Here is a 13,293-nt window from a genome sequence, read left to right as displayed (position 1 = left end):
CCGGGCCCCGACGCCCGGGTGCCGGTCATCGGGATGTGCCGAGGGCCGGATGCGGCTCATGCATCCGGCCCTCGTAGCGCGACAGTGCGTCAGTACGGGTGCTTGTTCGGCTTGCTCGCCCAGGCCTCGTAGGACGTGGCACCCAGCTCGGGGTGGAGCTGCTCAAGGGTGATGCTCCGCCCCGCCGGCGGCTTCGCGAAGTCCTCGTACTGGAAGGCGTCGTCGAAGCCGATCTCCTGGGTCGCCTTCCAGTCGCAGCTGTAGTAGACGGTGTTTATCCGGGACCAGTAGATGGCGCTCATGCACATCGGGCAGGGAGCGCCACTGGTGTACAGCGCGCATCCCATGAGCATGCGGGCGCGCTCAGGCACGAGGTCGGGGGAGCCCTCGGGCCGCGGTATCAACTCCAGGGTGTTCTGGTTCTGGTGCTCCTCGGCAACGCTGGGCGCCTCGGGGTTCAGGATCGCAACTGCCTTGTGGATGGCTTCCACTTCACCGTGCGCGGTCGGATCGGCCGTGAGAAGCACGCGGTTCTGCCCGCGGGCGATGATCTCGCCGTCATGGGTGATGACTGTGCCGAACGGTCCGCCCCAGCCCTTCTCCACGGACTCCGTGGCCAGCCGAACCGCTTCGGCCATGAACTCCTTGTGTCCCATCTCGGAATCCTCCCGCCCGTCCGGCGCAATTGCCGCGATTTGTCCGATAACTCCCTTTCGATCTAGACTACTCCGTATGAGTACCCGTGCAAGTGGTGACCCTGGCGGCAGCGCCACGGTCGTGACCTCCCAGAAGGTCCGGGCGGGCCTGGACGACGACTACAAGCGCTGGCAGGAGAAGACCAACCAGGTTGTGCGAGGCTTTGACGGTTTCCAGGACACTGAGCTGTACCCGCCGGCTTCGGGCGACGAGAACGAATGGGTCGTCGTATTCCGCTTCTCGCGTATCGAGCAGCTGACCACATGGCTGGATTCGGGTGAGCGTCGACAACTCCTGGATGAGGCGCGCCCGCTGTTCGACGGGACCCCGACACAAGAGGTGCTCGCCGGCGGGACGCCGGCCGAGGATGTCGTCACCGCAGTCATCTCGCACGATGTGCTGCCGGGGCGCGAGCGGGACTTCATGCGCTGGCAGGACAAGGTCCTCAAAGAGCAGGAGAAGCATCCCGGCTTCATGGGGTCGGAGTTGTTCAAGCCGGTGGAGGGCATTCAGGACCGTTGGGTGGTCGCCTTCCGCTTCGACACGCGCGAACACCTCGACGGGTGGCTCAACTCCGAGGCCCGCGAGAAGCTGCTGGACGAAGGGCGCGATTCCTTCCGTTCCTACGACGTGCGCAAGATCGGGTCGGCGTTCGGCGGCTGGTTCCGCTTCGGTGAGGGTACGGACGAAGGTATTCCGCCCAACTGGAAACAGGCCATGTCGGTGGTACTGGCCCTGTATCCCACGGTGATGATCCTCAACCTGACGGTCGGCGACTGGTTCAACGACATGGGGATGCCCGGATATGTGGCGCTGTTCTTCGGCAACGTACTGAGTGTCAGCATCCTGACCTGGCTGCTGATGCCGCTGGTCAACCGAGCATTCGCCTTCTGGCTGTTGCCGAGCCGGGCACGGTCCGTACGCGTCCACGTGGCGGGCGCTGCGATTGTGGCGGTGTGTTACCTGGTGTTGATCGTCGTCTTCGGCCTGACCACGGGTTAGAAGCGGACCGCGAGTCAGTCCCGGACCGCGTGTCGTCCGCCATTCTCCCAGGCGGCTGTCTCCAGGCCGCGAGCTTCCACAGGGGCCGGTAGACTGGGGATGTCTCCGCTTGCGCTCTGCAGAATTCACACCTGACCTTCAGCTTCGTCCGCAGCCGCGGCTTGCGCAAATCCTGGAGTCCGTGATGAGCAGACAGCGGCAAGCCCGACGAATCGAGGGGGAGCTCGTCCAGCGGGGCGACGCCGACTACGCAGCGGTCCGGGCAAGCATGGTGTGGAATGGGCTCAAGCCCGATCGATTTCCTGAGGTGATCGTCCGGGCCGCATCGGAGCGCGATGTTCCCGGAGCCATCGCGCTGGCCCGTTCCCGAGGACTCCGCATCGCCGTTCGGTCGGGCGGGCACAGCTGGTGCGGGTCCTCCCTCCGCTCCGACGGCATGCTCATCGACCTCTCCCGGCTCCGGCGGTGCGACATCGACATGGCTTCCGCGACGGCGACCGTGCAGCCCGCTGTCACCGGCGGCGAACTGGCCGCGGAACTCGTCGCGCGCGGCCTCAGCTTTCCCACGGGGCATTGTGGGTCGGTCGCCGTCGGCGGATATCTCCTCAGTGGTGGTCTCGGGTGGAATTCCGGTGCCCTGGGACCGGCTTGTCGGAGCGTTTACGAGATGGAAGCCGTGACGGCGGACGGCGAAGTGGTCAGGTGCAGCGAGGACGAGAATCCCGACCTGTTCTGGGCGGCGCGCGGAGCGGGTCCGGGTTTCTTCGCCGTCGTCACCGGCTTTCGCCTTCGCCTGCACCGGATTCCCGGGGCGATCATGTCGTTCACCCATGCCTTTCCCCTCGCGTACGTCGAAGAGGTGTCGAACTGGGCCACCGAGACCGCGCAGGAGCTCGACCCGACCGTGGAATTGACCCTCGTACTGGCAACCGCAGCCCCGCACATGACGAAGCAGCGGCCGCGGCCGAAGGTGATCACCGTCGCCGCGACGGCTTTCGCGGATTCGGGCGACCAGGCGGTCCAGGCTCTCCGGCCGCTTGAGAACTGCCCCTTCGCCGACCGCTCCCTGTTCCGGGAGGCGTACGAGCCGACGTCCCCCGCTGCCCTGTACGAGGCCTCCAGCGACCTGTGGCCCGCAGAGAACCGCTACGCGGCCGACACGCTGTGGTCGGATGCGGACTTCGGGACGCTGTTGGCCAGGCTCAGCGACGCGGTCGACAGCGCCCCGTCCGACAAGTCCCTTGTCCTGGCACCCGTGTCGCCCGCGTCGCACGACGACGATCTGCTGCGCGACATGGCGTTCTCGGTGCTCGGCGAGAGCTACGTCGTCCCCTATGCCATCTGGGACGACCCTGCGGAGGATGACATCAACACCCGCTGGTTGCGCGAGGCGATGAGCGCCGTGGAGCCGCTCGGAACGGGGCACTACATCGCCGAGGCCGACCTCACCGCCGGTGCGACCCGCGCCGAGCGGTCGTTCACGACGAGCGACTGGCAGCGGCTGCAGGCCCTGAGGGCGCAGTACGACCCGGAGGGTGTCTTCCACTCCTACCTGACGCCCTGAGGTGCGCAACCGACCGCCGCCCGGTCACCCCTCGCCGTTCACAGCGGACGCCCTCACGCATCCTCCAGCGCACGGAACGTGAACGCGAACTCCGTCGGCTCGACCCGGAGTCGGTACTGCGGCAGCGGGCCCGGCCCGCAGGACTGCGAACCGATGCCCTGCTGGTCGTGGTCGAGGTTGACCCAGACCGTGTCCTTCGACGGTACGAGGTCGGTGCGATGCTCCGCGGCGTCCAACTGCTCGCTCGTCCAGCGCCGAGCCGTGAACCAGAACGCCGCGTCGCCCTCGACGCGCAGACCGCCGACCTCCGCCCACCGCACGTCCGCGCGTGCGCCGTTCTCCTGCGGCCGCACATACGGGGTCTGCAGATCGTCCACGGACGACTCCCAGCGGCCGAGCATCGACGCGGCCCGGGTGTCCGGGTATGCCTCGCCCGGGCCGCCGCCGGACCACTTCACGTACCCCGCCGACGACGGCAGGCCGAGGCGGATGCCGAGGCGAGGCAGCGGCAGCGGCCACTCGCCGTCGAGGCCCACCGATACCGTGAGACGCAGCCGGGTTCCGTCGGACGTCCAGCGGTAGACCGTGCGCAGCCCGGCCTCGCGGGCCGCGGGCGCGACCCGGGTCCGCACGGTCAGTGCATCGTCGGTCAACTCCACGCCGTCCAGCCTGTGTTGCATTCGGTGCAGGCCGAATTCGCGCCAGCGCGGCCCGTAGCAGAGATCGGGCTCCCAGGCCGCGCCGTTGTCGTTGTCCGTCGTCGCCCGCCAGACATCCAGCCGCAGTCCGGTGACGTGCACCGCCCCGATGGTGCGCAGCGCCCCGGTGCGGGCGTCGAAGGACGCCGGGCCGAGCGTGATCAGCTTCTCGCCCCGCACCGGCCGGTCGCCGCGGGCCATCCGCTCGGGAGGCCGCTCGCCCACCGGGAGTTGGCCCCAGGCCACCTGGTGGCCGCGCCGCCCCCACGCGATGTCCTCGGCGAGCAGGGCCCGTACCGTCCACCGGGTCTCGGCGCTCCCGGCGCCGGCCGGTGGCGCGGGCAGTTCGATGTCCGCGGACTCACCCGCCGTCAGCTTCGGCACGTCCAGCGGACCGGACTGAATCGTCTCGCCGTCCACCTGGTACGACCACTCGAAGGCAATCCCCGAAAGGTCCGCGAAGTCGTACGCGTTGGTGATCCGTACGGTCCCCGCCCTGCCGTCGCCCTCGATACGGACCGGCTCGATCACCTTCTTGTACTCGAGGAGGCCGGGGGAGGGCGTACGGTCCGGAAAGAGCAGCCCGTCACAGACGAAGTTCCCGTCGTGCAACTCCTCGCCGAAGTCGCCGCCGTACGCATATCCGTACCGCTCGTCCTTCAGGCCGTGGTCGATCCACTCCCAGATGAAGCCGCCCTGAGTGCGCTCGTACGTCTCGAAGAGCCTCTGGTAGTCGGCGATCCCGCCCGGACCGTTGCCCATCGCGTGCCCGTACTCGCAGAGGACGAAGGGGAGTCCACGGCGCTTCTCGGGGCCGCCGTCCAGGCCTTGGCCGATCTGCTCGACCTCGGCGTGGTCCGCGTACATCCGCGAATACACGTCCGTGTCCCGGCAGTTGTGGTCGCCCTCGTAGTGGACGAGCCGGTCGGGATCGCGGCCGTGGATCCACTCGGCCATGGCCGTCAGACCACGGCCGGTCCCGCACTCGTTGCCGAGCGACCACATGATCACGGAGGGGTGGTTCTTGTCGCGCTCGACCATGCGGGTGGCCCGGTCGAGCAGTGCGGGTGTCCAGCGGTCGTCGTCGACCGGGTTGCCGCGCCAGTTCTGCTCGGCGAAGCCATGGGTCTCCAGGTCGCACTCGTCGATCACCCACAGGCCCAGCTCGTCGCAGAGGTCGAGGAAGGCAGGGTGCGGCGGATAGTGCGAGGTGCGCACGGCGTTGATGTTGTGCCGTTTCATCAGCTCCAGGTCGAGACGCATGGTGCGCGCGTCCAGCGTCCGGCCGGTCTCCGGGTGGAACTCGTGCCGGTTGACGCCCCTGAGCAGGATCCGCTTCCCGTTGACCTTGATGACGCCGTCCGCGACGGCCACCGTGCGGAACCCGATGCGCAGCGGGATCCGCTCGCCCTCGGTGGCCAGTTCGCCGTCGTACAGCCGCGGTGTCTCGGCCGTCCACGGCTCGACCGGCACGGTCACCGCCTCTCCGGTCGCCATGTCGATGCCGAGCTCGGGCACGGTGATGCGGCCGGCCGTGTCCGAGTCGACCCGCAGGGTGCCCAGGCCCGCGCCATGGCTGTACGGGGCGTGCACAAAGAAGTCGAGTGCGCAGCCCGCCGGACGGTGCAGCAGTGTCACGTCCCGGAAGATGCCGGGCAGCCACCACTGGTCCTGGTCCTCCAGATACGAACCCGACGACCACTGGTGAACCCGGACGGCCAGCACATTGCCCTCGGGGCGCAGCAGCTGCCCGACGGCAAACTCATGGGGCAGGCGGCTGCCCTTGAAGTCGCCGATGTCCTCGCCGTTCAGCCACACGCGGGCGCACGACTCCACTCCGTCGAAGCGCAGCACGGCGCCGCCGTCCGCCGGCCAGTTGCCGGGCAGGTCGAAGGCGCACAGATGGTCGCCGGTCGGGTTCTCGGTCGGGACGCGTGGCGGGTCGACGGGGAAGGGGTAGCGGTGGTTGGTGTAGATCGGCGCGCCGTGGCCCTGGAGCACCCAGTGCCCGGGTACGGCGATCTCGCTCCAGCCCGAGGTGTCATGGCCGGGCTCGGCGAACGAGTCGGCATGGGCGTCCGCCGTGGCCGACAGCCTGAAGCGCCAGTTCCCGTTGAGACAGAGAGCGGCGGCATCCGATCCGGCGTACCAGGCGCGCGGTGGCAGTGCCCCGTTGCCGGGCGAGACATCGTCGACGTACGAGAAGGACATCGGTCTCCTTGGACAGTTCATGAACTGACCTTGCAAGGCGCGACGCTAATCTTCCCCCAATGCTTCGGCAAGGAGTCAGACGAAGTGGCGGCCGCCCGTTGCCACGGCCGAGGCAAGCGCCCCCTCCAGCGCGAAGGTGGCCGCACCCAGACACACGGGATCGGTGGGAATGGGCGAGAGCACGATCTCGACGGCGGAGGCGGGACGCCGCAGCGCATGCCGCGCCACCGTCTCACGCACCCCGGTGAGCAGCGGCTCGCCCAGCCGCCGCGCGACCCAGCTGCTCAGCACGATCACCTCGGGGTTGAGGAGGTTCACCAGGGCGGCGATCGCGATGCCGAGACGGCGCGCGGTCTCCCGTACGACGTCGACCGCGACCGGATCGCCCTCGGCGACGCCCTGCGCGAGTGCGTCGATGGTCGCCGTCTCGTCGTCCGGGTGCAGCAGCGGGCAGTGTGCGTCCCGCTCGCGCAGATCGCGCATGATGCCGGGCGCCCCGACATACGTCTCGACGCAGCCGCGGCTGCCGCAGTGGCACGGCCGCCCGTCCAGGACGAGCGTGGTGTGGCCCCATTCGCCCGCGTTGTTGCTCACTCCCCGGTGCAGCGCTCCGCCCAGGGCGAGCCCGGCGCCCACTCCGGTGCCGAGATTGACCACCACGGTGTCACTGCGGCCGCGGGCGGCGCCGAACCAGAGCTCCGCCGTCGTGCACGCGTGCAGCGGATTGTCGAGGTGGAGTGGGTAGGCGATGCAGTCGGCGAGCAGATCGAGCAGGGGTACGTCGTGCCAGCCCCAGTTCGTCGCGTGCACCAGGACACCGTTTTCGCGGTCCACCTGGCCCGGCATGCTGACGCCGACGCCCAGCACCCGGGCGCCGTTCGCGCCGGCCTGCGCGACCACCGAGCCGACGGCCGCCGCGACCTGCGCGACCACCTGCTGCGGTGTCCGCTCACCGGGGCGCACCGGCTCCTGCGCGCGGGCCAGCACCGTCAGCCCCAGGTCGAAGAGTTCGGCGTGGACGTACGTCTCGGCGATGTCCACGCCGATGAGCGTGCCACCCGACGCATTGGCGGCGACGAGGCCACGCGGCCGGCCGCCGGCGGACTCCTCGAAACCGGCCTCGGTGAGCATGCCGAGCTCCAGCAGCTCCCCGACGAGCGTGGCGACGGTCGCCAGACTCAGGCCGGTGGCCGACGCCAACTCCGGCCGGGAGGTGGGGGAGCGGGCGATGATCCGCCGCAGCACCTCATAGCGATTGGCGGTGCGGATGTCACGGGACGTGCGCTTCACCGAACTCCCCCTCTGTCCCCGTGGCCCGGCGGGGCGCAAGGCTATGACGGCGGAGTGGAGTTCGACAAGGGGTTGGCACAGGGGCTGGAGGAAGGGAGATGCGGTGGGCGGGCGCGATACCGCGGCTTTCAGGCGAGCAAAGCGGGGGTGGCCCGGCCCAGGACCGAGGTGACCCGGTTCCAGGTTTCCATGTCCCGCTCCACGGGCGGGAGTTCACGGCCGGAGCCGGTGCCCCACCTCGTGGAGATCGCCACTGCGTCGTCCCCCGTGGCGGCACCGGCGGCGAGCGCGGCCGCGCCGAGTGCGACGAGTTCGCCCGCCTCGGGGACGATCACCGGCCGCCCGGAGAGCCGTCGTACGGTCTCCACCCAGGCATGCCCCTGGGCGCCGCCGCCGATGAGCCGCAGCGGACGCTCCCGTACGCCCGGCGAACGGGGGTCGAGGCCGCAGGCGTTCAGCACCTCGTCGAGGGCGCGCAGCACGGTGACGGCCGCGCCCTCGTACGCGGCGCCGAGGAGCTGCTGCCGGGTGGTGGTGTGGCGCAGACCGGTGAGCAGCCCGGCGGCGGCGGGCAGGTCGGGGGTGCGCTCGCCGTCGAGATACGGCAGCAGGACCGCCTCGCTGCCGGGCGCGGCGTCGTCGCGGTCCAGACCGAGGAGGGCGGCCACCTTGTCCACGGCGAGCGTGCAGTTGAGGGTGCAGGCGAGCGGGAGGTACGTACCGTCGGCGGCGGCGAAGCCGGACAGCGCAGGCGTTGTGGGCCGGGTGCGGGTGGCGGCGAAGACGGTGCCGGAGGTGCCGAGGCTGAGGACGGGGTGGTCGAGGAGCCCGGCGCCGCCGAGGCCGAGTCCGACGGCGGCGGCCATGTTGTCGCCGGTGCCCGCGGCGACGGGGGTTCCGGGCGGCAGCCCGAGCGTGGCGGCGGCCGATGCGGTCAAGGTGCCGATACGGGTGCCGCCGGTCGGGGCGACCTCGGGCAGCAGTGCCGCGTCCAGGCCGATCAGCCGGAGCAGATCCGGGTCGTAGGCACCGGTCGCGGTCGAGTACCAGCCGGTGCCGGAGGCGTCCCCCGGGTCGGTCGCGGCCGTGCCCGCCAGCCGTTCGGTGAGGAAGTCGTGGGGGAGGCGGACGGCGGCCGCCGCCTTGGCGACGGCGGGCTCGTTCTCGTACAGCCAGCGCCATTTGGCTGCCGTGATCGCGGCAACCGGCACGGATCCGGTCCGGGCGGTCCAGGCCTGTGGGCCGCCGAGTTCCGCGGTGAGGGCCGCGGCCTGCGGGGCCGAACGGGTGTCGTTCCACAGCAGGGCGGGACGGAGCGGCCGGCCGGAGCCGTCGAGGACGACCAGGCCGTGCTGCTGGCCCGCGACGGCGATGCCGGTGACGGCCGCGGAACTCACACCGGCGGACGCGAGCTCCTTGAGGCCGTCGCCGACCGCGTCGCACAGGGCCCGCCACCACAGCTCGGGGTCGGACTCACGGGCGCCCGCCTCGCCGTGGACCTGGTGCGGGGCGCGGCCGACGGCCAGCGTCCGGCCGGTGGTGGCGTCGGTGAAGACGGCCTTCGTGGACTGGGTGGAGCTGTCCACGCCGATGACGACTGCGTTCGGCGGCATGGGCACGCACCTCACTTCGCAGGTTTTGATCTTGCGCAGAACAAATTACGGGATGGCTGGGTGTGGCAACAGGCCTCGGCGGCGACGGAGCCCTGTTTGAGGCCTTCCCTGTCCTGGGGGCCGCGTGCATGATTAGTAATGTCAAGAAACAAATTGGCAGCGAAGGTGGCCAGGGCATGTCGGAACGCTTCACCCCCACCCCGGAGGACAGGTTCAGCTTCGGTCTGTGGACGGTCGGCTGGCAGGGTCGCGACCCCTTCGGCGACGCCACCCGGCCGGCGCTGGACCCGGTCGAATCCGTGCAGCGCCTGGCGGGACTCGGCGCCTACGGCGTCACCTTCCACGACGACGACCTGATCCCCTTCGGCTCCTGTGACACCGAGCGCGAGTCGCACATCAAGCGCTTCCGTCAGGCGCTGGACACCACCGGCCTGGTGGTGCCGATGGCCACCACCAACCTCTTCACCCACCCCGTCTTCAAGGACGGCGCGTTCACGGCCAACGACCGCGACGTACGCCGTTACGCCCTGCGCAAGACCATCCGCAACATCGACCTCGCCGCCGAGCTCGGCGCGCGCACCTATGTCGCCTGGGGCGGCCGCGAGGGCGCGGAGTCGGGCGCCGCCAAGGACGTACGCACCGCCCTGGACCGGATGAAGGAAGCCTTCGACCTGCTCGGCGACTACGTCGTCCAGCAGGGCTACGACCTGCGCTTCGCCATCGAGCCCAAACCCAACGAGCCGCGCGGCGACATCCTGCTGCCCACCATCGGCCACGCCCTGGCCTTCATCGAGCGCCTCGAGCGCCCCGAACTCGTCGGCGTCAACCCCGAGGTCGGCCACGAACAGATGGCGGGCCTCAACTTCCCGCACGGCATTGCCCAGGCGCTCTGGGCGGGCAAGCTCTTCCACATCGACCTCAACGGCCAGTCCGGCATCAAGTACGACCAGGACCTCCGCTTCGGCGCAGGCGATCTGCGCGCCGCCTTCTGGCTCGTCGACCTGCTGGAGACCGCGGGCTATGCGGGCCCGCGCCACTTCGACTTCAAGCCGCCGCGCACCGAGGACCTCGACGGTGTGTGGGCGAGCGCCGCGGGCTGTATGCGCAACTATCTGATCCTCAAGGAGCGCGCGGCCGCCTTCCGCGCGGACCCTCAGGTCCAGGAGGCACTGAGGGCGTCCCGGCTGGACGAACTCGCCCGCCCCACCGCGGAGGACGGGCTTGCCGCGCTGCTCGCCGACCGGGGTGCCTTCGAGGAATTCGATGTCACGGCCGCCGCCGAGCGCGGCATGGCCTTCGAGCGCCTCGACCAGCTCGCCATGGACCACCTACTGGGCGTGCGCTGACGCGGGGCCCGGCCCCCCGTTCTTCATCGCCCGACGGGCCTGAACATCAGGCCCGTCGGGCGACTTCCGCGTACGCGACGGGGTCGGCCAGCACGTCCCGTACCACCAGAGCCGCCGCACCGCGCGCCGCGTCGCCCGCCAGCGACGAGGCGCGCAGCCGGCCGCTGTCCCTGGACCAGAGCCCGGACACCACCCGGCCGGTCAGCTCGCGGCCGGCCGCGGGAGAGAGCCATGGCATCAGCCCCCGGTAGATCCCGCCGAGCACTACCGCGTCCGGATCCAGCAGATTCACCGCCCCGGACAGCACCCTGCCCAGTTTGGCCCCGGCCGCCTCCAGCGCCTCCATTGCACGCTGGTCGCCGTCCCGCGCCCGCCGTTCCAGCTCGGCGACGCCGGCGGCGCCTGCGTTCTCGTCGAGCCCCGCCGTGCGCAGCAGCGCCGACTGACCCGCGTACTGCTCGAGGCAGCCCCGCGAGCCGCAGCGGCACTCGGGCCCGTCCGGCTCCACCACCACATGCCCGATCTCACCGGCGAAGCCGTGCGCCCCGCGCAGCAGTTCACCGTCGAGCACCACCGCGCCGCCGACACCGATCTCACCGGTCAGATACAGAAAGGTGCGTACGCTGCCGAGCCCGCCGAACCAGAGCTCGGCGAGCGCCGCGAGATTCGCCTCGTTCTCCGCGCTCACCGGCAGCGCCGGGCCGCCGGGCCGTCGGCCGGCCAGGGCTCGCGCGAACAGATCCTCCGCCGCGACCCGGCTCCAGCCCAGGTTCGGGGCCTGGCGCACCGTGCCCGCCGACACCAGACCCGGCAGCGCCAACTCCACGCCGACCGGCCGGAGTTCCTGCTCGGCCGCCGACTCCAGCGCCCGCCCGGCTATCCGGGCGGCACGCCCGAGCACCTCGTGCGGCGGCACGCCACGGTTGTCCAGGTGCTCGGTCAGCCGGACCCGGTCGGTGCCGGCCAGATCCACCACGCACACCGACACATAGTCGATGTTGACCTCCACGCCGAGGCCGGCCGGACCGGTCCGCGCGACCTTCAGCACGGTGCCGGGCCGGCCCGCCTGCCCGCTGAACGTCTTGCCCGACTCGGTGAGGAACCCGCTCGCCAGCAGCTGCTCGACCAGCGACGACACGGCCGCCCTGGTCAGCCCCACGCGGGCGGCGACTTTGGCGCGGGTCGCCTCGCCCTCCTCGTGCACCGCGCGCAGCACCAGGCTCAGATTGTGCCGCCGCACGGACTCCCGCCCGGCCTTGGGCTCCAGCGGAGTGGGGTTGCTGTTCATGAGGCGACGAGCCTATGCGAGGTCCTCGGATGTGTGTGTCAGGGCGTCGCCGTGATCGATTCGGTCCCGGTGCCGTGTGGCGTGAGGTACTCCTCCGAGACCTCCCTGGGCCCGAAGGGCCACACCTTCTCGTACCGTGCCCACACCACGAAGGCCACGCAGCCGAGCGCCAGCCAGGCCAGCGACCATTCGATGGGGTGGCGGCCGGGCGAGTTCTTGTCGGCGTATCCGTAGATGACCAGCCAGCCGACGAGCGCGATGACGCTCGGCAGCGGATAGAGCCACATCCGGTACGGACGGCGCAGCCCCGGCTGCCGCTTGCGCAGCACAGTCACGGCGACGACCTGCGCCAGCGCCTGGACGATCACCATCACGGTGGTCAGCAGCTGGATGAGCGTGGCCAGGTCGGTGTGGCGGCCGATGAGGAAGCCGACGGCCGCGACGACGCCCATGGTGGCCAGACCCAGCATCGGGAAGCGGTGCTTGGGGTGGAGCCTGCCGTAAGGACGGAAGAAGACGCGGTCGCGTGCGGCGTCGTACGGCACCCGAGAGCCGCCGAGGAGCCCGGTGAAGACGGACGCGAAGGCGGTGATGAGGATCAGGACGGTGACCGTCTGGGCGGCGCCCTTGCCCCAGGTCTCCTCCAGCACGGCGGAGGCGACCGAGGTGGCTGCGATGTCGCCGGGGTCGGTCATCCGATGCCAGTCGATGACGCCGAGGGTGCCGATCTGCAGCATCAGATAGATCGCCATGATGCCGAGGACGGAGAAGATGATCGAGCGCGGCAGGGTGCGGCCCGGGTCCTGGATCTCGGCGCCCATGTAGGCGGTGGTGTTGTAGCCGAGATAGTCGTAGATGCCGATCGTCAGGCCCGCGGCGAAGCCGATCCAGAAGTGGTTGCTGCTGAACTCCAGGGCGTGCGCCGGGTAGGTGAAGGCCAGGCCGGCGTCGAAGTGGGTGGCGGAGGCCACGATGACGAGGGCGACCGAGGCGATCATGACGGTCCACATCACGGCGGTGATCCGGGCGATGTGCTCGATGCCCCGCCACAGCAGCAGGATCACGAGGGCGATGACGCCGAGTCCGATCAGATCGCCGGAGCTCTGCCCCAGCCCGGGCGCGAGATAGCCGAGGTACTGCACGAAGCCCACCACGCCCGTCGACATGATCAACGGTATGAAGAGCATGGCCGTCCATACGAACAGGAACGGCATGAGCTTGCCGCTGCGGTACTGGAAGGCCTGGCGCAGATACACGTAACTGCCGCCGGATCCGGGCATGGACGCACCGAGTTCGGCCCAGATGAGGCCGTCGGCGAGCGCGAGCACCGCGCCGGCGACAAAGCCGATGACGGCCTGCGGACCGCCGAAGGCGGCGACCATCAGCGGAATGGTGACGAACGGTCCGATGCCGCACATCTGACTCATGTTGATGGCGGTGGCCTGGAAGGGGCCGATGCGGCGCACAAAGCCGTCGGCCGGCGGTGGGGTTCCGGACATGGGGAGCCTCCCTGATCTCAGGTGGCGGGGCGGGGAGTTGTGACCGTTTCAACCGGTACTTCGCCGGTACTTGACCAGTACAGGGA

The 13,293-nt window shown here is 70.2% G+C and carries 9 protein-coding genes; 3 read left to right on the top strand and 6 right to left on the bottom strand.

What is annotated here, in order from left to right:
• Positions 1-89 precede the first annotated feature (89 nt).
• Positions 90-656 (bottom strand): nucleoside deaminase, encoded by a 567-nt coding sequence (locus ACI2LP_RS28895; RefSeq protein ID WP_404727470.1) that lies wholly within the window; start codon positions 654-656, stop codon positions 90-92.
• 76 nt (positions 657-732) lie between these two features.
• Between ACI2LP_RS28895 and ACI2LP_RS28890 the strand changes: the two genes are divergently transcribed.
• Positions 733-1,698 carry an antibiotic biosynthesis monooxygenase gene (locus tag ACI2LP_RS28890; RefSeq protein WP_404727469.1) on the top strand — a complete coding sequence of 322 codons (966 nt, stop codon included), beginning with the start codon at positions 733-735 and terminating at the stop codon, positions 1,696-1,698.
• Between the two features lie 184 nt (positions 1,699-1,882).
• Positions 1,883-3,262 carry an FAD-binding oxidoreductase gene (locus tag ACI2LP_RS28885; RefSeq protein WP_404727468.1) on the top strand — a complete coding sequence of 460 codons (1,380 nt, stop codon included), beginning with the start codon at positions 1,883-1,885 and terminating at the stop codon, positions 3,260-3,262.
• Between the two features lie 53 nt (positions 3,263-3,315).
• Here the strand turns inward: ACI2LP_RS28885 and ACI2LP_RS28880 are convergent, their stop codons facing one another.
• The 3 genes from ACI2LP_RS28880 to xylB form a co-directional block, all read right to left on the bottom strand.
• Entirely contained in the window at positions 3,316-6,171 is a 2,856-nt protein-coding gene (locus ACI2LP_RS28880) for a glycoside hydrolase family 2 TIM barrel-domain containing protein (RefSeq protein ID WP_404727467.1), read from the bottom strand.
• 75 nt (positions 6,172-6,246) lie between these two features.
• Positions 6,247-7,461: an ROK family protein gene (locus ACI2LP_RS28875; protein WP_404727466.1), complete on the bottom strand. Its 1,215-nt coding sequence runs from the start codon at positions 7,459-7,461 to the stop codon at positions 6,247-6,249.
• A 128-nt stretch (positions 7,462-7,589) separates the two neighbouring features.
• Positions 7,590-9,074 carry a xylulokinase gene (gene xylB, locus ACI2LP_RS28870; RefSeq protein ID WP_404727465.1) on the bottom strand — a complete coding sequence of 495 codons (1,485 nt, stop codon included), beginning with the start codon at positions 9,072-9,074 and terminating at the stop codon, positions 7,590-7,592.
• Between the two features lie 176 nt (positions 9,075-9,250).
• On the opposite strand from xylB, the gene xylA reads away from it, so the two are divergent.
• Positions 9,251-10,420, top strand: coding sequence for a xylose isomerase (gene xylA / locus ACI2LP_RS28865; RefSeq protein ID WP_404727464.1), 1,170 nt, complete (start codon positions 9,251-9,253; stop codon positions 10,418-10,420).
• 46 nt (positions 10,421-10,466) lie between these two features.
• On the opposite strand, the gene ACI2LP_RS28860 is transcribed toward xylA, so the two are convergent.
• Entirely contained in the window at positions 10,467-11,708 is a 1,242-nt protein-coding gene (locus ACI2LP_RS28860; protein WP_404727463.1) for an ROK family protein, read from the bottom strand.
• A gap of 38 nt (positions 11,709-11,746) precedes the next feature.
• Positions 11,747-13,207 carry an APC family permease gene (locus ACI2LP_RS28855; protein WP_404727462.1) on the bottom strand — a complete coding sequence of 487 codons (1,461 nt, stop codon included), beginning with the start codon at positions 13,205-13,207 and terminating at the stop codon, positions 11,747-11,749.
• Positions 13,208-13,293 lie beyond the last annotated feature (86 nt).

This window comes from Streptomyces sp. NPDC019890, from assembly GCF_044903445.1.
Classification (GTDB): Bacteria; Actinomycetota; Actinomycetes; order Streptomycetales; family Streptomycetaceae; genus Streptomyces.
The sequence above is the reverse complement of the archived record's forward strand: the minus strand, read 5'-3'. Positions and strand labels throughout refer to the sequence as shown.

What these genes read in the sequence shown, in the direction of transcription:
- ACI2LP_RS28895 (WP_404727470.1), bottom strand. Translation starts at nt 656, where the DNA reads ATGGGACACAAGGAGTTCATGGCCGAAGCGGTTCGGCTGGCCACGGAG.
- ACI2LP_RS28890 (WP_404727469.1), top strand. Translation starts at nt 733, where the DNA reads ATGAGTACCCGTGCAAGTGGTGACCCTGGCGGCAGCGCCACGGTCGTG.
- ACI2LP_RS28885 (WP_404727468.1), top strand. Translation starts at nt 1,883, where the DNA reads ATGAGCAGACAGCGGCAAGCCCGACGAATCGAGGGGGAGCTCGTCCAG.
- ACI2LP_RS28880 (WP_404727467.1), bottom strand. Translation starts at nt 6,171, where the DNA reads ATGTCCTTCTCGTACGTCGACGATGTCTCGCCCGGCAACGGGGCACTG.
- xylB (WP_404727465.1), bottom strand. Translation starts at nt 9,074, where the DNA reads ATGCCGCCGAACGCAGTCGTCATCGGCGTGGACAGCTCCACCCAGTCC.
- xylA (WP_404727464.1), top strand. Translation starts at nt 9,251, where the DNA reads ATGTCGGAACGCTTCACCCCCACCCCGGAGGACAGGTTCAGCTTCGGT.
- ACI2LP_RS28860 (WP_404727463.1), bottom strand. Translation starts at nt 11,708, where the DNA reads ATGAACAGCAACCCCACTCCGCTGGAGCCCAAGGCCGGGCGGGAGTCC.
- ACI2LP_RS28855 (WP_404727462.1), bottom strand. Translation starts at nt 13,207, where the DNA reads ATGTCCGGAACCCCACCGCCGGCCGACGGCTTTGTGCGCCGCATCGGC.